Annotated in this window: 17 protein-coding genes and 2 tRNA genes; 9 read left to right on the top strand and 10 right to left on the bottom strand. The window is 45.3% G+C overall.

All coding sequences use genetic code 11. From position 1 onward, the window contains the following. Positions 1 to 2 precede the first annotated feature (2 nt). The 3 genes from yidD to folE form a co-directional block, all read right to left on the bottom strand. Entirely contained in the window at positions 3 to 224 is a 222-nt protein-coding gene (gene yidD, locus FK220_RS01370) for a membrane protein insertion efficiency factor YidD (protein ID WP_152572489.1), read from the bottom strand. Positions 225 to 434: 210 nt separating this feature from the next. Next, positions 435 to 1916, bottom strand: coding sequence for a cysteine--tRNA ligase (gene cysS / locus FK220_RS01365; RefSeq protein WP_152572488.1), 1482 nt, complete (start codon positions 1914 to 1916; stop codon positions 435 to 437). Positions 1917 to 1931: 15 nt separating this feature from the next. Continuing rightward, the gene (gene folE, locus FK220_RS01360; RefSeq protein ID WP_152572487.1) at positions 1932 to 2612 is read right to left on the bottom strand and encodes a GTP cyclohydrolase I FolE; all 681 of its coding nucleotides are present in this window, start codon (positions 2610 to 2612) and stop codon (positions 1932 to 1934) included. 100 nt (positions 2613 to 2712) lie between these two features. Between folE and FK220_RS01355 the strand changes: the two genes are divergently transcribed. After that, the gene (locus FK220_RS01355) at positions 2713 to 4557 is read left to right on the top strand and encodes a T9SS type B sorting domain-containing protein (protein WP_238718862.1); all 1845 of its coding nucleotides are present in this window, start codon (positions 2713 to 2715) and stop codon (positions 4555 to 4557) included. 130 nt (positions 4558 to 4687) lie between these two features. Then, a complete protein-coding gene (locus FK220_RS01350; protein ID WP_152572486.1) occupies positions 4688 to 6121 on the top strand; it encodes a T9SS type B sorting domain-containing protein in 1434 nt (477 codons plus the stop codon). 53 nt (positions 6122 to 6174) lie between these two features. On the opposite strand, the gene FK220_RS01345 is transcribed toward FK220_RS01350, so the two are convergent. Together FK220_RS01345 and FK220_RS01340 are read right to left on the bottom strand one after the other, a co-directional pair. Beyond that, entirely contained in the window at positions 6175 to 7680 is a 1506-nt protein-coding gene (locus FK220_RS01345) for an OmpP1/FadL family transporter (protein ID WP_152572485.1), read from the bottom strand. A gap of 36 nt (positions 7681 to 7716) precedes the next feature. Continuing rightward, positions 7717 to 9114, bottom strand: a complete 1398-nt coding sequence (locus tag FK220_RS01340; RefSeq protein WP_152572484.1) for a hypothetical protein — start codon at positions 9112 to 9114, stop codon at positions 7717 to 7719. 96 nt (positions 9115 to 9210) lie between these two features. On the opposite strand from FK220_RS01340, the gene proS reads away from it, so the two are divergent. The 4 genes from proS to rpsT all read left to right on the top strand — a co-directional run bounded on the left by proS (position 9211) and on the right by rpsT (position 11404). After that, on the top strand, positions 9211 to 10686 hold the full coding sequence (gene proS, locus FK220_RS01335; RefSeq protein WP_152572483.1) for a proline--tRNA ligase: 1476 nt from the start codon (positions 9211 to 9213) through the stop codon (positions 10684 to 10686). 185 nt (positions 10687 to 10871) lie between these two features. Then, positions 10872 to 10943, top strand: a tRNA-Glu gene (locus FK220_RS01330). Between the two features lie 81 nt (positions 10944 to 11024). Next, positions 11025 to 11096: transfer RNA gene (locus FK220_RS01325), tRNA-Glu, on the top strand. A 56-nt stretch (positions 11097 to 11152) separates the two neighbouring features. After that, positions 11153 to 11404 (top strand): 30S ribosomal protein S20, encoded by a 252-nt coding sequence (gene rpsT / locus FK220_RS01320; RefSeq protein WP_152572482.1) that lies wholly within the window; start codon positions 11153 to 11155, stop codon positions 11402 to 11404. 808 nt (positions 11405 to 12212) lie between these two features. Here the strand turns inward: rpsT and FK220_RS01315 are convergent. Together FK220_RS01315 and rho are read right to left on the bottom strand one after the other, a co-directional pair. Beyond that, positions 12213 to 12956 (bottom strand): hypothetical protein, encoded by a 744-nt coding sequence (locus tag FK220_RS01315; RefSeq protein ID WP_152572480.1) that lies wholly within the window; start codon positions 12954 to 12956, stop codon positions 12213 to 12215. A 207-nt stretch (positions 12957 to 13163) separates the two neighbouring features. After that, positions 13164 to 14732, bottom strand: coding sequence for a transcription termination factor Rho (rho, locus tag FK220_RS01310; RefSeq protein ID WP_152572479.1), 1569 nt, complete (start codon positions 14730 to 14732; stop codon positions 13164 to 13166). Between the two features lie 192 nt (positions 14733 to 14924). Between rho and FK220_RS01305 the strand changes: the two genes are divergently transcribed. Next, a complete protein-coding gene (locus FK220_RS01305; RefSeq protein ID WP_152572478.1) occupies positions 14925 to 15335 on the top strand; it encodes a DUF4293 domain-containing protein in 411 nt (136 codons plus the stop codon). A gap of 116 nt (positions 15336 to 15451) precedes the next feature. Here the strand turns inward: FK220_RS01305 and FK220_RS01300 are convergent, their stop codons facing one another. Together FK220_RS01300 and FK220_RS01295 are read right to left on the bottom strand one after the other, a co-directional pair. Next, positions 15452 to 16768 carry an acetylxylan esterase gene (locus FK220_RS01300; RefSeq protein ID WP_166204727.1) on the bottom strand — a complete coding sequence of 439 codons (1317 nt, stop codon included), beginning with the start codon at positions 16766 to 16768 and terminating at the stop codon, positions 15452 to 15454. Positions 16769 to 16835: 67 nt separating this feature from the next. Continuing rightward, positions 16836 to 17330 carry a metallophosphoesterase family protein gene (locus FK220_RS01295; RefSeq protein WP_152572476.1) on the bottom strand — a complete coding sequence of 165 codons (495 nt, stop codon included), beginning with the start codon at positions 17328 to 17330 and terminating at the stop codon, positions 16836 to 16838. Positions 17331 to 17440: 110 nt separating this feature from the next. On the opposite strand from FK220_RS01295, the gene truA reads away from it, so the two are divergent. Beyond that, positions 17441 to 18193, top strand: coding sequence for a tRNA pseudouridine(38-40) synthase TruA (gene truA / locus FK220_RS01290; RefSeq protein ID WP_152572475.1), 753 nt, complete (start codon positions 17441 to 17443; stop codon positions 18191 to 18193). After that, entirely contained in the window at positions 18186 to 19952 is a 1767-nt protein-coding gene (locus tag FK220_RS01285) for an ABC transporter ATP-binding protein (protein ID WP_152572474.1), read from the top strand. The genes truA and FK220_RS01285 overlap by 8 nt, the downstream gene beginning before the upstream one ends. Positions 19953 to 19980: 28 nt before the next feature. Here the strand turns inward: FK220_RS01285 and FK220_RS01280 are convergent, their stop codons facing one another. Continuing rightward, positions 19981 to 20739, bottom strand: coding sequence for a DUF3667 domain-containing protein (locus tag FK220_RS01280; RefSeq protein WP_152572473.1), 759 nt, complete (start codon positions 20737 to 20739; stop codon positions 19981 to 19983). Position 20740: the final 1 nt, after the last annotated feature.

The raw sequence follows: 20740 nt of genomic DNA, 5'->3' as shown, positions 1-20740 counted from the left end.
AATTAGGGAACCGGATCATACCCTTTGCCTCCCCACGGGTGGCAACTGAAAATGCGTTTTAACGCTAGCCAACCACCTTTAAACAAGCCATGTTTTTTTAAGGCTTCCAAAGTGTACTGTGAACAAGTAGGGGAGTAGCGGCATGTGGCAGGGGTATAGGGAGATATGGCCAGCTGATAAAACCTGACCAGAAAAACAAAGGGAGCTATCAGGATTTTTTTCATTTTATCGCGGTTATTTGGTCGTCAGTCTTCTTCGTTACCCTGAGCTTACTTATTCGTTCGGTCCACTGGTCGTTATCCCGTACTCCAATAGGGTTCAAGTTTGGTTTAGGTCTGAGAGGGGTCTACCCTTTTGGGTAGAAGAAAAGACCCTTAGATTGTTGGAGGTAACTGCATCGACCATCCAGTTTTCGCCCATATTGACCGAAGGGTTCAAGAGACCGTAAAAGTCGTACCCTCTTTCCCGTCTTTTAGTTGAATGCCCAACGCGGCCAATTGATCACGTATCTTATCGGAGGTGTCGAAATCCTTGTTCGCCCTCGCTTCCATTCGTAGTTGGATCAACAGTTCTACGACCCCTGAAAGTTTGTTGGAATCCGTATTTTGAACGCTCTTTGCTTCCAATCCCAGTACTTCGAACACAAAGGCTTCTACACTTTGTTTGAGCAATTCCTTATCGGTTGCGCTGAGACTTTCTTTCCCTTCTTTTACCAGGTTGATGTGTTTTACGGCTTCGAACAAGTGTGCGATCAAAATTGGGGTGTTAAAATCGTCGTTCATGGCATCGTAGCATTGCTGCTTCCATGCGGTTACGTCAAAATCGCTCTTAGGACCGGTTTGTAAACCATTGAGGGTATCTACCGCTTCCATCAATCGGTTATAGCCTTTTTCGGAGGCCAACAACGCATCGTTGCTTAAATCCAGGATACTGGTATAATGTGCCTGCATCATGAAGAATCGTACTACAGCGGGGGCAAAGGGCTTGCTCAGGACGGAATTGTCCCCTGAGAATATTTCTCCTGGAAGTATATTGTTTCCCGTTGATTTGGCCATTTTTTTTCCGTTCATGGTAAGCATGTTGGCGTGCATCCAATATCGTACCGGTGAATGGCCGTAACTGGCCTCGGCCTGCGCAATCTCACATTCGTGGTGGGGAAACTTTAAATCCATTCCACCTCCATGAATGTCAAAGGTCTCACCCAAATATTTGGTACTCATCGCGGTACATTCCAGATGCCATCCCGGGAAACCGTCACCCCAAGGGGAGGGCCAACGCATAATATGCTGGGGCTCCGCCTTTTTCCACAAGGCAAAATCCTGTGGGTTCTTCTTCTCGTCCTGTGCCGTTAGCTCACGGGTGTTGGCAATCATATCCTCGAGCTTTCTGCCACTTAACTTCCCGTACTCGTACGATTCGTTGAAGGTTGCGACATCAAAATACACCGAACCATTAATTTCATAGGCGTAGCCCTTTTTTAGAATATCCTTAATGATTTCAATCTGCTCAATTATGTGCCCCGTTGCGGTCGGTTCGATACTAGGGGGTAGAAAATTGAACTTTTCCAGAATTTGATGAAAGTCTATGGTGTAGCGTTGTACCACTTCCATCGGTTCGAGCTTTTCCAAACGGGCTTTTTTGGCAATTTTGTCCTCGCCATCCTCCGCGTCGTCTACCAGGTGCCCGGCATCGGTAATATTTCGAACGTAGCGTACTTTGTAACCCAAGTGTTTCAGATACCTGAAAATCATATCGAACGACATGAACGTACGGCAATTTCCCAAATGAACATTGCTATAAACGGTAGGACCACAGACGTACATCCCTACGTGGCCTTCGTTAAGGGGTTCAAAAGCTTCTTTTTTACCGGAAAGTGAATTATAGATTTTAAGCGATTGGCTCTGGTACAATGGCATTACAAAGGAATACGATTAGAAATTGGTATCTAGGTTGATATAGTCTAAAAACTCACGACGAACCGATTCTTCCTGAAATCTTCCGCCATATTCCGCGGTCACCGTGCTGCTTTCAATGTCGCGTATGCCTCTCGAATTTACGCAGAGGTGCTTGGCATCGATGACACAGGCTACGTCTTTGGTCCCCAAAACGTTCTGGAGTTCCCGAACGATTTGAATATTCAGGCGTTCCTGTACCTGGGGCCGCTTTGCATAATAGTCTACGATACGGTTCATTTTGGATAAACCAACGACCGTTCCGTTGGAGATATAAGCGACATGTGCCTTTCCGACAATTGGCAAAAGATGGTGCTCGCAGGTAGAATATAGGGTTATGTTCTTTTCAACCAGCATCTCACCGTATTTGTACTTGTTCTTAAAGGTCGATGACTTGGGTCTCCGGTCGGGATGAAGTCCGCCAAATAGTTCTTTTACAAACATTTTGGCAACCCTATCGGGAGTTCCTTTTAAACTGTCGTCATCCAGGTCAAGCCCCAAGGTGAGCATCACTTCCCTGATATTTTCCCTGATGCGTGCTATTTTTTCATCATCGGTCAAAATAAATGCATCATCGCGTAGCGGGGTGTCTTCCGATGCCGAAACATGATCGTTTCCAATTTCCTCGAAATGCTCTTCCAATGTACTTTTTATTTTCATCTATTTAGGACTAAAACGAATCGCAAAGATATACATAATATGGCACTTTATGCCCTATTTGCCGTGATACACAACATAAATTCGTGTTAAGGAAAGCTCGATGTTATTTTTACAACTTCCAGTATTATACCTACTTATGAACCGTTTTGGTATTCTTACTATACTATTGATTTTTCTCGGGATGCAGGCTGGTCTAACCCAGGTTTCCTTAGACTGCGGGAACGCTATTCCCATTTGTAACAATACCCCGGTCAATGGCGGAACCAATGGCTTTGGTATCGATGATTTCAACGGTGATGGTGCCAGTGGTTGTTTGGAGCGAACTACCTCCGGTGCCATTGAATCGAACGCCGCCTGGTACCGATTTCGTACGGGGGCTTCGGGACAGCTTGGATTCAACATCGGTTTTGATGCTTCGGAGGATTGGGATTTTGCACTTTATCGTGTTGACGACTGTAATGCCCTGGGGAATCCCATCCGCTGTAATTTCTTTGACAATACGGACAACAACAGCTTCGTAGGGGTTGGAGAAGATCCTACCGGTGATGTCGGGAATTTTCAATACGAGGATTGGCTCCAGGTAACTCCGGGAGAGGACTATTACCTATTGATCAATAATTTTAGTAACACCAATTCAGGCTTTTCCATACAGTTTTCGGGCCAGATTTTTGTTACTAATCCATACGACGCGTTAGACTGTTCGATTATTAGCGAACTATTAGGTCCGCCTGTTGCCGCTTGCGAGGGAGAAACGGTAACCCTCGATGCCACGACCATGGGCGCTACTGTCTACAATTGGTATATAGACACGGGCGCTGGCTTTCAGCCCATCGTAGGCCAAAACAATGCTACTTTGGTTGTAACAACCACTGCATCATATCGTGTTCAGGTGATTACCCCTTCCAACAATAATATCGTTAGCGAAGTACAAGTCGCTTTTTCCCCGGTACCTATTGCAAATCCTATAAGCGATGCTGCCTCCTGTTCGGGTTTGTCTACCTTTGATCTTTCCCAAAAGGATGCCGAGGTGTTAGGTGCCCAGGACCCGAATTCTTACGTCGTAAGTTATTATGCCGACCTTGGAGATGCCAACAATGCTACCAATGCCTTACCTAAGCAGTATATTACCCAAGCTGGGGCACAAACGATATATGTACGGGTATCTTCCATCAACAACCCCAATTGTTTTGATGTGTCTGAGCAATTTCAGTTAGTTAATCTGGAGAGTCCGATACTCGATTTCCCCTCAGAGGCCTATTTATGTGCCGAGAACGGCAGTGTAACCATCGGGTTGGACCTATTGCAACCGAATTACAGTTATGCATGGGATTCGGGGGAGACCACCGCGGAGATAACCGTTTCCCAGCCAGGTGCCTATACCCTGACGGTTACGAACACGCAGGGTGGACTCAGCTGTGATGCAAACAGAACCGTTACGGTTACCAATTCCAATCCACCACAAATCATGGATGTGCTCATCGAGGACCTTCAAAAAAACAATACGGTTACCGTGGTGGCCAATGCAGAGGGGCCGTGGGAATACCAATTGGACGATCGCCCATTCCAAACCGGCAATGTCTTCGCAAACGTAACTCCTGGCACGCACAGCATTACGGTAAACGACCCGAATGGATGTGGTAGTGTAACGGAAGAAATCGTTGTGGTAGGCTTTCCCAAGTATTTCACCCCGAACGCCGATGGTATGAACGATCATTGGGGAATATCGGGTATCGAAAATTTGGAGGATCCTGAAATCTATATTTTTGACCGTTACGGAAAGCTACTGAACCATACCATTGGAAGCAATGGCCCCGGTTGGGACGGTACCTTTAATGGAAAACGTTTGCCTGCCGCCGACTATTGGTTCAAGCTTACGTACATTGATTCCGATGGCCAGCGGAGCACCGCAAAATATGTGAACAACCACTTTTCCCTCAAGCGTTAGCCCACCTTCTTAGTGCAGTGGATGCTGCATTTCATCGATTAACTGCATAAAATTTCGTCGAAGTATACTAAAACAGGGGTAACACCAGTTATTATTGCAACCCTCGGTATGTTAATTAGCCCCAATACCTATGCGAATACTTATAGTTTTCGGTTTTTTGCTGTGTACCCTTGGCGTACAAGCCCAAAATTCACCGGATTGTAGAACTGCCATTCCCGTTTGTGCCGATGCTCCGATAATTGCTTATCCCGACGGAAACGGAGATATCAATGACTTTGGAGATGACGATTTTAGACCAAGTGGATGTCTGGAAAAGGGAAGTAATGGCTCCGCAAATCTAGAGAATAATACCTCGTGGTTTGTTTTCAGGGCAGGCACCGGAGGACAACTAGGGTTCAATATTAGGGCTTTGTGCCCAGATGGAACTGACAATTGTAGTGTTAAATTAGCCGAATTTGATTTTGCACTCTATGGCCCGGATGTCGATTGCGCGGATATTACCAATAGAACTGCTTTGCCCATTCGTTGTAACTTTGAAGTAAACGAAACCGAATACACCGGTGTAGGAGTGAATCCAGAAAATGGAGCTGTAGGCGAACCTCCACTGATTCAAAATATGAATACATATGACGAATGGTTGCAGGTAGAACCTGGGGAGATATATTATTTGTTAATCAACAATTATACCACTTACCAGAATGGAAATCCTATAGAACCTTTTGAGCTCACCTTCACCGGAAGTTCCGTCGAGGCGGATCAAGATACAGCGCTGGATTGCACCTTACGGGATGAGTTTTTGGGACTGGATATCATTGCTTGTGAGGGCGACCCCGATATTCCCTTAAGTGCGCTTAACTCACCTGCCGGCCCCGATATTGTAAATGTCACCTGGTCCGTGGACTATGATGATGACGGTATTATTGATGTAGATGACTTATTGAGTGGTCCTGATGCAACAGAGTACATCGTTACTAGCCCGAACTCGGGAAGATATTTTGTGAATATCGAAACCAGTTTCGGAAATGTGACAGACGATATCCTAATTACCTTTTATGGAATTCCGGTATTGGATAGAGTAGAGATACTGGAAGATATTTTAGACGACGATACCCGGACCAATAATGTAGAAATTTTTGTCGATGGGGATAGCAGTTATGAGTATTCCGTTAATGGTAGCGAGTTTCAAGATGATCCGGTCTTCAACAATATCCCTGTAGGAATCAATACAGTAGTCATTAACGATAAAAACGGTTGCGGTACTACCGAACCCATCGAATTCTTAGTGGCTGGGTACCCCAAATTTTTTACCCCCAACAACGACGGGGTCAATGATGAGTGGCTGGTCTATGGTATAGAAACCTTGACCGATCCCGCCATCTTTATTTTTGACCGCTATGGTAAACTTTTGAAGCAGTTGGCGCCGAATTCCGGGGGATGGGACGGCACCTATAACGGTAGACCGATGCCATCGTCGGATTATTGGTTCAAGCTCGATTTTTCAAGGATGGAGGATGACGTGATGATTGCGCGGACCATACAGTCCCATTTCACATTGAAGCGATAAAAAAAAGGCCGGAAAACTTCCGGCCATCTTCAAACTTTCTTGACTCGTTTTTTTTAAAAATTAAAGGTATATCCTAAACTCACGTTGGTATTGACCCGTTCAATATTGGCGGGAGTGGGCAACCCGACATCAAACAATTGTAGATTTACGTCTTGCTCTGTTCTATTGATGGCAAGATCCAACCTACTACCTCCAAAATCATATCCGATACCTCCTGAGATGCCCATCAAATCACCTACGGTGTTCCCATCTTCATACGGGCTTTGCTCAAAACGATAGCCACCTCGGAGGCTGAAACGTTCAATACGATATTCCCCTCCGAGCCTTAAGGAAGATACAGCTGCCAACCGGGAGCCAATATCTGAATTCACGGTCGCAAAATTGGGATCATCGGTAGGTCTCAAACGGGCTTCGGACATATCCTGATAGCCGTAGTCCACACTCAGTAAACCATTCTTTCCGAATACCAGGGCCAAGCTTCCCGTCAATTTCCCAGGGGTTTTTAACGTATATCTAGGGAACAAATTGACAATATCAAAATTGATAAAACCAATATCGGAGTCCGCCAAATCCGAATCGATTCGCTGTGACAGATCATCGGTCAGACGATACCAGGTGGGCGACTGATAACTGGCCCCTACCCGTACGATATCATTCAATTTTACGATAGTCCCAAAGCTGAAGGAGAAACCGGAGCCTTGAGTCAGCAAATAATTATCGAAAGTGGTCCTCTGTATTTCGGAATCGGCATCGTACCCATCCTCGGTATAAAAGTCAAATCTTTCGTAAAGCACATTATGGAAATTGAGCGATGCCCCTAAATTGACCGCTTGTCGGTATTGTGTCGCCAAGTTTAAGGTAAATTTTCCGTTGTAACCTGCGCTACTTCTTAAAAAATCTTGGTTTACATTGCTGTATTGCGCGTTGGGACTGTATACGGTATTGTCATCTTCCAAGGCCTCCGGATCCAATATACCTCCGTAATAACCTAAAAAGGCTTGTTGATCGGCGAAACCTTGACTAGCTCCGATGTCCAAGTAGGCATCCTCGATAAATTCACCGTCTCTCAACAGAATATTTCCCAAAGGTAATCCTTGGGCAAAGGCGGAAAAATAATTATCGATTCCTTGTGGACTACTACCCCTCACCAATACGCGATCGTCGAAATTCTGGACTAAATCATAATTAAAAGCGAGGGCCAACCGGTTCCAATCCGAAGTATCGTCCGAATTGTTGAAGACCAGTACACCACCTATTTGATTGAGGTCCGTATCATCGAAACCGGATTCACTAAACCCGCCGAAATAGCTGGAAGTGTTTTCCCGATCGTAATAAGTTCCCGTGACCGTAAAAGAGCCATGATTAAAAATGCCAGATCCGGCAGGATTTACATTGAGTGCGGAAAGGTCGCCCCCCAGCGCTCCGAATGCTCCGCCCATTGCTTGAAAGCGGGGGGTTCCCTGCACATTCTCACTGCTATATCGAAGTACGTCCGAGATATTCTGTCCGTTCATAAACATACAAGACAGAAAGAATATGAAAATTGATACTCTTTTCATGGAAATAAAATTATGTTCTTGATGATTTTTAGGTGCTTAGCCCCTAGATCTGCCTCCTCCACGGCTGCTTCCTCCACGGCTTCCTCCACCTCTGGAGCCGCCGGATGATCGATAACCGCCTCCACCCGAACTCCGGAAACTTCCGCTACTTCTTGAGCTGCCCGAGCTTCGATAGCTTCCGCCACGACTACCGGAGCTTCTTCCCGAACTACGGTAGTTGCTGCTGCGAGGAGCCGAACTGCGGTACGATTGGTTCGACCTTGAACTTGAGCCCCTGTAGGCACCATTGCTACGGGTACGGCTGCCAGAACTCCTATAAGAAGAGCTACGTGGTGTAGCAGTTGACCTTCCTACCCTGGAAGAAGAACTCCGTGAGTAATTGCTGCTCCTTGGCGAGGTGCCGCGATAGGTCTGGTTACTTCTTGTGGCACTGTTGTATCGAGACCTTGAGGAACTGTTATATCTTGGCATTGCCCGAGTGCTTCTACTGCTGCGGTACGAGCGGTTTCGGTCTACCCCGACGGTTCTTCGCGACGCGACCCCGTTACGATAGTTTCTCGAACTTCTGCCCGCTGTATTACGGTTGACGTTCGCTGAGCTTCTATATCTTGAAGTTCCCCCATTGGCTCGGCTCAAGTTTCGATTTGAACGTCCCAAAATATTACCGCGTGAGCTATTCGATGCCAATGCTCTCGTATTGTTGTAATAGCCGCGACGCCCTCTATTAAAGGCTGCATTTCGTCGACCATACCCAAAATTATTCCATCCATTGTAATATCCGTAAGGTGGACACCAGGTATTGAAGCCTCCCCAGCCCCAGCCAGCACCCCAGCCCCAGCCCCAGCCAGCGCCCCAGCCCCAACCGTAGCCTCCCCAGCCCCAGTTGTTCCAACGGTTCCATCGGTTCCAGCCCCAGCCGTAGCCTCCCCAGCCCCAGTTGTTCCATCCCCAACCGTTCCATAGCCATGGAGAGCCAAAGCCCCAACCCCAACCGGCGCCCCAGCCCCAATTGTTGTCGTAAATATTGATACTTACATTGGTGGGGTTATCTCCCCACGCGGGCTGTCCCGTATAATCGTTCTCGCTTTGGTAATAATCGGTCAACTGACCTTCACTGACGCTATCGTTCGCTACCCCACTGCTATACGAATCGACATCGGTAAAGATCTCTCCCTCTAAAATTTCATCATACTGATCGGCCTGCTGTGCGAAATAGTCCGCATACACATTGTCTTGGTCCTGTACTCGTTGCCGCTTCGTAGGAACTTGCCGAGGGGGTCTTTCAACGCTCACGCGCCTATCGGCGGTGGTATATATACCATCATTATCATAATATGAGGCCTGTTGGTAAGAACCGCAGGATATGGCGAATACGCCCATCAATGCGAGTAGCAATGTGGTGCGCATTCGTTGGAGGGGTAGGGATTGTATCATCGTTTCAATTTTATATTGTTGGACATATTAAAAATAGTTAGTTTTACCCAATTATTTGTTAAGAGAGGGCACAATATCTGTGCCAAACTATAATCTATGGGAAAAAAATTAACGAAGCGCAACGAGGATTATTCCAAATGGTACAATGAATTGGTCGTGAAAGCTGATTTGGCCGAAAATTCGGGGGTTCGTGGCTGTATGGTCATAAAACCATACGGCTTCGCCATCTGGGAGAAAATGCAGGCCGGTTTGGACAAAATGTTTAAGGATACCGGCCACCAGAACGCCTATTTTCCCTTATTTATTCCCAAGTCGTATCTAAGTAAGGAGGCCAGCCATGTAGAGGGTTTTGCAAAGGAATGTGCGGTGGTTACGCATTATCGGTTGAAAAACGCGGAAGACGGGAGCGGAATCATTGTGGATCCGGAGGCCAAACTTGAGGAAGAGTTGATTGTTCGACCTACCTCGGAAACCATTATTTGGGATACCTACCGGAGATGGATACAATCGTATCGCGACCTTCCTTTGTTGATCAATCAATGGGCCAATGTGGTCCGTTGGGAAATGCGTACCCGTCTGTTCCTGCGAACCGCGGAGTTTTTGTGGCAAGAAGGCCACACCGCCCATGCCACCGAAAAGGAAGCCATCGAAGAGGCCGAATTGATATTGGATATCTATGCCGATTTTGCCGAGGATCACATGGCAGTACCGGTCATTAAGGGTACCAAGACCGAGAGCGAACGGTTTGCAGGAGCTTTGGATACCTATTGTATCGAGGCGTTGATGCAAGACGGTAAAGCTTTGCAGGCTGGAACTTCGCACTTTCTTGGGCAGAATTTTGCAAAGGCCTTTGATGTAAAATTTGCCACTAAGGAAGGTAAACAAGAATATGTTTGGGCCACTTCATGGGGCGTTTCAACCCGATTGATGGGAGCGCTTATCATGACCCATAGTGATGATAACGGACTGGTATTACCCCCAAAATTGGCACCGATTCAGGTCGTAATCGTTCCAATTTATAAAGGATTGGAGCAACTGGAGATTATTTCCGAAAAGGTGTCGCCACTTGTAAAGGAATTGAGAAAGAAGGGTATTTCAGTGAAATATGACGATCGCGATACCCAAAAGCCCGGTTTTAAGTTCAATGAGTATGAATTAAAAGGCGTTCCGGTGCGTTTGGCCATCGGGCAGCGCGATTTGGAAAACGGCACCTTCGAAGTCGCTCGAAGGGACACCTTGGAAAAGGAGACCGTGAAAATGGAAGAAGTGGTTGCCAAAATTGAATTCCTGATGGAAGATATCCAAAGCAATATCTATCAGAAGGCGTTCGATTTTAGGGCGGAACATATTACCGAGGTACAGACTTATACGGAATTCAAAAAAGTACTGGAAGACCAAGGCGGATTTATTTCGGCGCATTGGGACGGTACCAATGAGACCGAGGAGAAGATAAAAGAGGAGACCAAGGCGACCATACGTTGCATCCCCATTGATGCCCAAAAGGAAGAAGGAAAATGTATGGTTACAGGGAAGCCTTCCAATCGTAGGGTGTTGTTTGCAAAGGCGTATTGAATTCCCGGGGATTCAAATGCTCTTTTTTATGGCAAGATATCACGCTATCGAGCTTCTTGGTAGTTTCGCTAAAAAAAAATAGCTAGCTGTTGTACTAGTTAAAAATAATTGTATTTTTGCACCCGCCTGAATGACATTAAATTTAAAATTATTGATGTCGGGCAAGACCGCGTTTGCAGAAAATTGGCCCGTTCGTCTAGGGGTTAGGACGCCAGGTTTTCATCCTGGTAACAGGGGTTCGATTCCCCTACGGGCTACGAAAGTACGATGATGTTCGAAATAGGAAGTAGTTGGTATTAACACAGTACTTCGTATTTTTGATTTCGTATGTAAAAAATGGCCCGTTCGTCTAGGGGTTAGGACGCCAGGTTTTCATCCTGGTAACAGGGGTTCGATTCCCCTACGGGCTACAACAGTTCGCTGCTTAAGATGACAGGAACGTGTATAAAATAATTAAACGAGTAAGATGGCAAATCATAAGTCGGCATTAAAGAGAATTAGAAGAAACGAAGCGGTACGCTTGCGAAACCGTTATCAGCACAAAACCACCCGTAATGCAATCAAGAAATTACGTGGACTGGAAGACAAGAAAGAGGCCGAGGCCTTATTGCCCAGTGTGGTGAGTATGATCGATAGGTTGGCAAAACGGAATATCGTGCACGATAACAAGGCGGCCAACTTAAAGAGTAAATTGGCGAAGCACGTGGCAGCCCTCTAAGGCTGATACACTCTTGAATAATAAGAAAAATGCCCTGACGGTTCTCCGTAAGGGCATTTTTGGTTGTATATCTTATTCATAATCTTAGACGTCTACCCATTCTAATAAAGCCAATTATAAAAGCTGTATACATCAAGGCAATTAACAGATGGTGAAATTCTCCTACATAATAATATTCGTAGGATACGCGACTCCACAACCAATTTGACATAAGCAGGGGATAAAAGGAATAAAATATTAATAAGCCAGATCCTATCCATAATAACAGGTTCCTGCTATTGGTAGTTTTTTCTTCTCGAGACCTTAATTCCCTGAAATAAAGCAAAACGGCCATTATGAGAACAAACGATCCTACGGTTATAGCGTAGGTTTGGGGAAAGACGATAGGGTTTTGAAAGAATGGATTAATGATACTAACAATCACAAAAAGCAAAGCTCCAAACTGTATAAACTTCCGGTACCTCCTAGTTGCTATCACCTTCCAAAACACATGGTAGAAATACAAAAAGAAAATGATATCGAAAATATTAAAAATCAAGTTATTTGAATAGGAGTATGTTTCAATGTATGCAATTTGAAACCCTTCATAATCCCTAATTAAAAATCCAAGCACTTCTGACAAAAATGTATAGGCAATGATGATAGGAAAATATTTTAGTACAGTATCAAAGTATCTTCTATACCTAACAATCGACACAATCAATGCGACGGCGTAGATTATTAGAAAGTAATTATTTTTCAAAAAATCTACCACACATTCCTCTTTTCAAAAAAATTATAGATCAGACCACGATTGCCTAAAAATGGATTACTGCTCATGATATGGTGGTGGAGCACCGGTACCTCTGTTCAACGTTAGACTCTGCCCACCATCATACGGGAGTACCAATGCGATGTTACTGGTCGGAAGGCTTGGCCCAAAAGAAGCATACGCTTTGTCCTTAGAAGTTTCTACCTTCCCCACACCTTGCTTAACGGGCCCAAAATTATCTCCCAATAATACAGGCTTCGGATTCTCGGGGTCCGAATCGTCGATGTAGAATAAGTATTCCCGGTCTCCCTGTTTCAGGGCAGGGGAAATCATGATCGAGTTCTGTCTGGGATGCACATACTGGGTGCTATCGGGGTAGTTCGAAAAATAGAAACGAATCGTTGAGATGTCCACTTTGGCAGCTGCCGCCTGTTGTTCGATAAAGGTCATATAGTCCTTGATGGTTTGGTAATCATAATACACGTATCGGGCTACATCGAACTTGGCCGGAGCTTCTGCGGCCTCCCCTTTACCCTGATCATCTTCTTGCTGCATTTGTTGCATTTTTTCATCAATGCCGCGACGGTTGATCGAATCTTCGTAGCGCCGAATCAACGGCACCCTCCTTTTGGAATAATTGTCGTAGTAGTTTTTGGCCTCTCCGATGGTGACAATCTGTTTGGGAGGATCTACGGGTACTTCCTCACGTTTGTCCTCCACTTTTGGCTCGCAACCGGCGAGCCCTACTAATAGTAGTGTTGCAAGGAGAAATGGTACAGACTTCTTTCCATAGTTTTTCATGGTCGTGTTTTTAGTGGTTAAAAAAGAATTTAGCTGATGCAACAAGGGGGGAAATCGTTTGCAATTGCTACATAAAGATATTTATTTTAAGGATAATCGCACGTTAAATCAGAATTATTCCTTAAAAAACGAAATCCCAAATTCCAAATGGTCTGGCCACCTCGGAATTTGGGATTTCGTGTTTGATATTTTCCGCTTGAGCGGTACCTACTGACTCATGGTCATTAAAAATTCTTCGTTGTTCCTGGTTTGTTTGATGCGTTGTTCGATAAACTCCATCGCTTCCACAGGATTCATGTCCGCCAAGTACTTTCGTAATATCCACATGCGCTGAATGGTATTTTCATCCAACAACAAATCGTCTCTTCGCGTACTGGAGGAGGTAAGGTCGATAGCGGGGAAAATACGTCGGTTCGAAATCTTGCGATCTAGCTGTAGTTCCATATTACCCGTTCCCTTAAATTCCTCAAAGATTACCTCGTCCATTTTAGAACCGGTTTCCGTTAGGGCCGTTGCGATAATCGATAAAGATCCACCATTCTCGATATTACGGGCCGCCCCAAAGAAACGTTTTGGTTTATGCAGGGCATTGGCATCGACACCACCACTCAAAACTTTTCCCGATGCGGGTTGAACGGTGTTATAGGCCCTGGCCAGGCGGGTAATCGAGTCTAACAAGATAACTACATCGTGACCACACTCCACCAAACGTTTTGCCTTTTCCAATACGATGTTGGCCACCCGTACGTGTTCCACGGCCTCCTTGTCAAAAGTCGATGCGACCACTTCACCGCGTACGTTGCGCTGCATATCGGTCACCTCCTCGGGCCGTTCGTCTATTAATAGGATGATCTGGTATACTTCAGGATGATTGGCCGCAATGGCGTTGGCAATATCTTTCAACAACATCGTTTTACCCGTCTTGGGTTGGGAGACGATCATACCACGTTGGCCTTTTCCGATAGGGGAGAAAAGGTCCATGACACGGGTCGAAATACTGCTCTGTCTTTCTGCGATGTTGAATTTTTCCTGCGGGAACAGAGGGGTCAAATGCTCAAAGGCAACCCGGTCGCGAACCACTTGGGGGTCGATACCGTTAATTTTGTTCACCTTGATCAAAGGGAAGTATTTTTCACCTTCCTTTGGGGGTCTTACATTCCCCAGCACGGTATCCCCGGTCTTGAGTCCGAATAAGCGAATCTGGGACTGGGACACATAAATATCATCGGGGGAAGAGAGGTAGTTGTAATCCGAAGAACGTAAAAATCCATATCCATCCTGCATGATATCGAGCACGCCCTCGCTCTCTATGATGCTGTCGAACTCAAATTCAGGTTCTTTGTAGCGATTCTTCAGGTCCTTGTCAAAATTACTTTTATCGTAGTTCGATTGTTTTTGTTGGCGTTGCCCCTTACCGGATGCATTTTTATGCTGCTGGTGTTGGGTCTTATGCTGTTCTCTACGAGGATTGTTTTGCTCGGCCTTACTTTCCTTGACGGAATCCGTTTTCGAGGGTGCACTTTCCACCTCGACACGGGGTTTGGGGTTGGGACGTTTTTTATCCACTCGGGCTCTCTTTGGCTTTTGTTTTACTGGCTCCTCGGTCTTTCCTGGAGCGACCTCTGCCACTTTTTTGGGGTCGGCTGCCTGTAGGTCCAGAATTTGGTAAACGAGGTCTAGTTTTTTAAGGCTCTTGTATTTAGGGACCTTTAGTCCCGAAGCAATTTCCTGAAGCTCAGGTAGCTTTTTGGCTTTTAAATCTGAAATTTCAAACATCAAAAATCGTGTAAATTATACTTGTCTTGAGAACGTGTTGAAGTGTATTGTTATTTGGGTATTACTAGGGATCGATTTCCCTGCGGGTAAGTGTTATAACTAATAACGGCACAATAATACAAATTATTTTCAACTTTAAATGTATATTTTTAAAAAGACATGTATTTTTGCTGTCCAATTTGCGTTTAAGGGATGTTACAGAGAATACAGACCGTTTATTTGTTGATGGTAATCTTGTTAACGGGGTTGCTGCCATTCTGGCTCAACCTTTGGTTCGATGCACAGGGAAATGAGATTTTTGCCAGAAATGAAATTCTTATTTCCATCGCCTTTTATGCAAGCGCGGTATTGGCCTTGATCGCCATATTACTTTTTAAGAATAGAAAAAATCAATTTGTGTTGAACAGATTGAATATGATATTAAATCTTTTTTTACTGGGATTTTTCGTTTACCGATCGCTAAATTTATCTGGAGAGACCTCGGTTTCCGAGAAGGGTATTGGGATGCTGATTCCTGTATTTTCTATCGTTTTTTTGGTCCTGGCCAACAGGGCTATCAAAAAGGATGAGGATCTTGTAAAATCTGTGGATCGTTTGCGTTAAGCCTAACATCTTAGTAGTATTAGTGCGTAAGCCCAGGGGTAGTTCCCTGGGCTTTTTCGTACAACCATGCAACCGCTAGGTTGGATGGTTCGTTTTGACAGGTAGTGAAAGGAACCTCAGTCCTGCAAGAAGGTCCGATTCCTCAGATGAGGTAGCCAATGGGTATCCACCCTTTCATGATAAGCATCCTGGGAACCATTTCTGGCCTGATGTGCCGATCGGGGCAGCAATACGATTTCCTTCCGGTTTGAAAGTTGATTGATACCGGCGTAGATACCTTCGGGCGGACAGGTCTCGTCCAAAAGGCCGATTCCTACTAGAACCGGGCATGTGATATCGGGTACAAAATTCGCAACGTCGAAATACCTACTGGTCTCATGCACCTTCTGTTCGTTTTTGTTTTCGGTATTCGTATACCAATGCGGCCATCCGTCCTTTCTTCCAACAGCGGGGCCCATGGTGTCGAAACCGGCCGGCACCAAGGCCATGGAGGCGGTGACTTTTGGATGGAGTCCCGCTGTTACCAAAGCTTGCAATCCTCCCTGGCTCGCGCCCATTACTACTAAGGTCTCACCATCCCAATCCGGTCTTTCGGTCAAGTATTGTGCGGCCCGATAGCATGACAGGTACATGCGTAGGAAGTAACTTTTATCCCTATTTTCATTGTTGATGGCAGGATAGTTTTTCAGTGGCCCGTTGCTTTTCATCTCGTAAAAATCCTGCTCTCGATCAATGGGCAGATCATGTGGATTGATATTCAATACCAACCAACCTTTTTTTGCCTTATCGATAACCCATTCGGGTTGTAACGGATACACTCCGGCCCATTGCACTATAAGGAGTGCGGGAAGCTTCTCGACTTTTAATGGTTTGGCGAGTTGGCCCCGAATATGGCTTCGGTCGATATTTTTCATTTTGATGTGGTAGTATTCGATTTCTTTTTCTTCCTCTAGAAGAATGCGCTGCACTTGAGGTTGTTTTGGAACCGAGCGAAGCTGTTCGATTTTCCCGGCCCAAAAGGTGTCAAAGTCTGTTGGCTTTTCGACGGCCAGCGCTATTTTCTCCGGATCGGCAATAGCACCTCCGACTGTTTTGTGCCATTGATCTTTGGATTTCCAACGAAGGTCAAGCAGGATGGCCCCCGGTTTGGTAAATGTATATTGGACGGAAGCCTTGTTGTTTTCAAAATCGAGCAATCCCTCGGAAGTTACGGAGAGGCCTCCTTCTTTCAGCTTGTAGGTAACGGAATCGACCTGCGTTCCGGGTTCCAACTCCACGTTCCAGATAACCGTTTCACCTACTTCATAAATACCTTCAGGTAGGTCTGTGGTAATATGTAACTGGGCCTGTAAAAAGTGGAGGCTTCCTAAAAATAGGATAGCGCAGTGTACTATCAAGGTTATTTTTTGTCGCATCATTGCTGGTCTTATCAAAGAGGATTGTTTACAGTGCATCATGGGAATAAAAATAAGAAGATTATCGGTTGCCAATGGGTGCCATTTATCTTTTCCCCAATTCAATCACTTCCAAATCCTTGATATCGCTTCCGTCGATTACGAAGCGCAACATCGTACGAACTTGATGAAAACCGTGTTTGCCGCACGCTCCCGGATTCATGTGTAAAACGCCCAGTGATTTGTCCCACATTACCTTTAAAATATGCGAGTGGCCACAAATGAATAGTTTAGGGGGATTACTTTTAATCATCTCCCGTGTTCTTCGATTGTATTTGGGAGGGTATCCCCCGATATGGGTCATTAGCACATCGACCCCTTCACACATGAAGCGGTCGTTCAAGGGAAATTCCTGCTGAATAATGGCATTATCGATATTGCCATACACGGCGCGAACAGGTTTAATACTGGTCAGTGTATCGGTGACGGCCAGACTTCCGATATCACCGGCATGCCAGATTTCATCGGCTTGGCGCGCGTACTTTAGAATCGCCTCATCCAAATGGGAATGGGTATCGGATAACAGCAGGATCTTAGTCATTTTTAGGGTTCAACGTTGAAAGTGTGAAGCTTAACTTGAATTTAACGGGTCTCTTTACCATTCAACAAAGATTCAGGTATCTTTGCAATTGACAAAACTAACGGTTTCGCTTGAGATATTTTGTGCAATTTTCATACGTCGGTACGAGGTATCACGGCTGGCAGAAACAACCAAATGCGATTACGATACAGTCGGTGATGGAAGATGCCTTTTCCAAACTATTGGGTCGGCCGGTCACCCTAACCGGTGCTGGGCGTACCGATACGGGGGTACACGCGAGACAGCTATTTGCCCATTTCGATGTTGATACTATCGAGGACCAAGGGCGATTGGTGTATCGTTTGAACGCCTTTCTGCCAAAGGATATCGCAGTTCAGAAAATCTTTAAGGTACCCCATGATGCCCATGCCCGTTTTGATGCGACGGAACGTACGTACGAATATTGGGTGGTGCAGAAGAAAAATCCTTTTCTTTCGGAAGCTGCCCATTATGTTAAGTATCCATTGGATATCGGGAAAATGAACCAGGCGGCCGCCATTTTAAGAACGTACAGCGATTTTGAGTGTTTTTCCAAATCCAATACCGATGTAAAGACATATCGGTGCGATTTGCGATCGGCGTTCTGGAACGTAGAGAGCGAAACGCTTGTATTCACTATCACCGCAGACAGATTTTTACGTAATATGGTGCGTGCCATCGTGGGTACTTTATTGGAGGTCGGCTTAGGGAAAATGGTCCCCGAGGAGCTTCGTGAGGTGATTGTGGGCAAGGATCGATCTGCAGCAGGGGCTTCCGCGCCGGCAAAAGGTTTATATTTGACAAGGGTATTGTACCCTGAAAAGATTTTAAAGATCGATGGATAAGAATTCTGGAAAGGCTTTTGACTATAATTTGTTCAAACGGTTGATAGCGCATACAAAGCCTTATCGGTTTACGTTTTTTGGGGTTGCCTTAGCTGCGATATTGCTATCGTTGTTTGCCGTTGTATTTGCATCCTTCGCCGGTAGAATCGTAAACGACGCTATCAAAGTAAAGGATCCCGACAAACTTTTAATGCTCGTTTTGGCCATGTTCGGCGTATTATTGGGTCAGGTGATCAGTCAGCTGTGCTTTAACTACTATGCCAACTGGTTGGGAGAGTCGGTTATAAAGGATGTTCGGGTCGCTCTCTTCAAAAAAATGATCGGCTTTAAGATGCAGTATTTCGACACCTCCTCCATTGGGGTGCTGGTGACGAGGGCGGTGGCCGATATGCAACGGATTGGGGAAATCTTTAGTCAAGGATTCTTTGTAATAGTGGCCGATTTGCTGAAAATGTTGACCGCGGCCGCATTTATGGTGTACCTCAATTGGAAATTGGCCTTGTTGGTTTTCGCATTGCTCCCGATTATTTTGTACGCCACGCGATTGTTTCAAAAAGCCATGAAAAAAGCGTTTATCGAAGTTCGCGCTCAAGTGTCGAACCTGAATTCCTTTGTGCAGGAACGCATCACGGGGATGAAAATAGTACAGCTCTTTACGCGTGAGGAGATAGAGAAGGAAAATTTCAGAAAAATCAACGAAAAGCATCAAAACGCCTGGTTGAAAACGGTCTGGTACAACTCCATTTTCTTTCCGATTGCTGAAATCGTTACTGCAATCGCTATCGGATTGGTCGTTTATTTTGGGGTGCTGCAGGATTTGAACAGTATTAACCAAGATAATATAGGAACCATCGTTTCCTTTTTGTTCTTGATCGAGTTACTTTTTCGTCCGCTTCGGCAGATTGCCGATAAATTCAATACATTACAGATGGGGATGGTGGCCGCTAATAGGGTATTTGCCATTTTGGATACGGATAGTCATATTGAGGATACCGGTACCATTGTCAAAGATGACGTGAAGGGCGATATCGAGTTTAAGGATGTACGCTTTGGTTATTTGAAGGATGAGCAGGTATTGCACGGTGTGTCTTTCAACGCCAAGGTGGGCCAAACCGTGGCAATCGTTGGGGCAACGGGAGCCGGTAAGTCAACGATTATCAATCTGTTGAACAGATTTTATGAAATTGATTCCGGGGCTATTTTGGTCGATGGTATCGATATCAAGGAATATACCCTGGCTTCGCTTCGTTCGCACATAGCTATTGTTTTACAAGATGTTTTTCTCTTTGCCGATACGATCGCCAACAATATTTCCTTAATGGACGACTCCATTTCAGTAAAAGATATCGAAGCAGCGGCCAAGCAGATTGGCGTGCACGAGTTCATCAGTAGCCTCCCAGGGGGGTATGCCTATAACGTAAAGGAACGCGGGACCATGCTTTCGAGCGGACAGCGACAATTGATCGCTTTCCTACGGGCGTATGTCAGCAACCCGAGTGTTCTGGTGCTTGATGAGGCCACTTCCTCCGTAGATACCTATTCGGAGCAATTGATTCAACAAGCCACTGAAAAAATCACCCAGGGCCGCACCTCGATCATCATTGCTCACCGTTTGGCGACCATCAAAAAAGCGGACAAGATTTTGGTGATGGATGCAGGCAAAATCGTCGAGACCGGCACCCACAAGGAATTACTCAAAAAAGGAGGCTATTACAGCAAGCTCTACGAAGCCCAATTTTTAGCGGAAGAGGTGGTGTAAAAGTAGCCTTTGGCGATTCTTGGGTCCCTCACTGCTTGTTAACAACCATATAGGCCGCCATGGCAATGACTAAGGCAATAAACAAAACCAACAGAATTCCCAGGAAAATCAATAGCTTCAGGAGGGTTTGGGGAATAGTCAAGCCAAAAAGCCTTTTGAAGATATAGGTGAAATAGGCAATCTGAAAAAACATGTTGAAGAAGGTCACAACTTGAAAGGCCGGTGTATTCCAAATAGTTGCCAGATACAGTGCATTTACGAGGATTGATAGATGGGAATATCCGTAGACATTGATTACGAAATGTTCACTCAGGTTAAACTTTTTACTATTGATGAACACGAGCCGCGAAATCAATGCCAACAGCGGTAGGGTAGCGATATAAAAAAGACTTTGATATTCGAAGATGGTACTTGAAATATCCTGTGCCAGTGCGTTGGCCTCAGGCTTGGCATTAAGGGACTGTTGTTGAAAATCCAGGGCATCTGGAAAAAACTTTCGATATACAAATATAAAGAGTCCACCAAGGGTCACAGCGATGGTGAAATAAGAAATAGGGTTAAGATATTTTCGACGAACCCCGCGGATATAGCCACCTATGACAGCTTCGGGTTTCGAAAATAGATGAACAAATGTTCTTAGGAAGGTATTGTCAATATTTAAGAACCTTTCGGTAAAATCGTTCCAAATGTTCTTTATGGTAATTCTGTTGCGAATGACCTTGGCGCCACAATTGGCGCAATAGTTATAGTCTGCAAACAGTGATTTCTCGCAGTTTTTGCACTCCATT

The sequence above is a fragment of the Pelagihabitans pacificus genome (assembly GCF_009371985.2).
In the GTDB taxonomy this organism is placed as follows: Bacteria; Bacteroidota; Bacteroidia; order Flavobacteriales; family Flavobacteriaceae; genus Pelagihabitans; species Pelagihabitans pacificus.
Note: the sequence above shows the minus strand (reverse complement) of the source record. Positions and strands in the feature narration are given on the sequence as shown.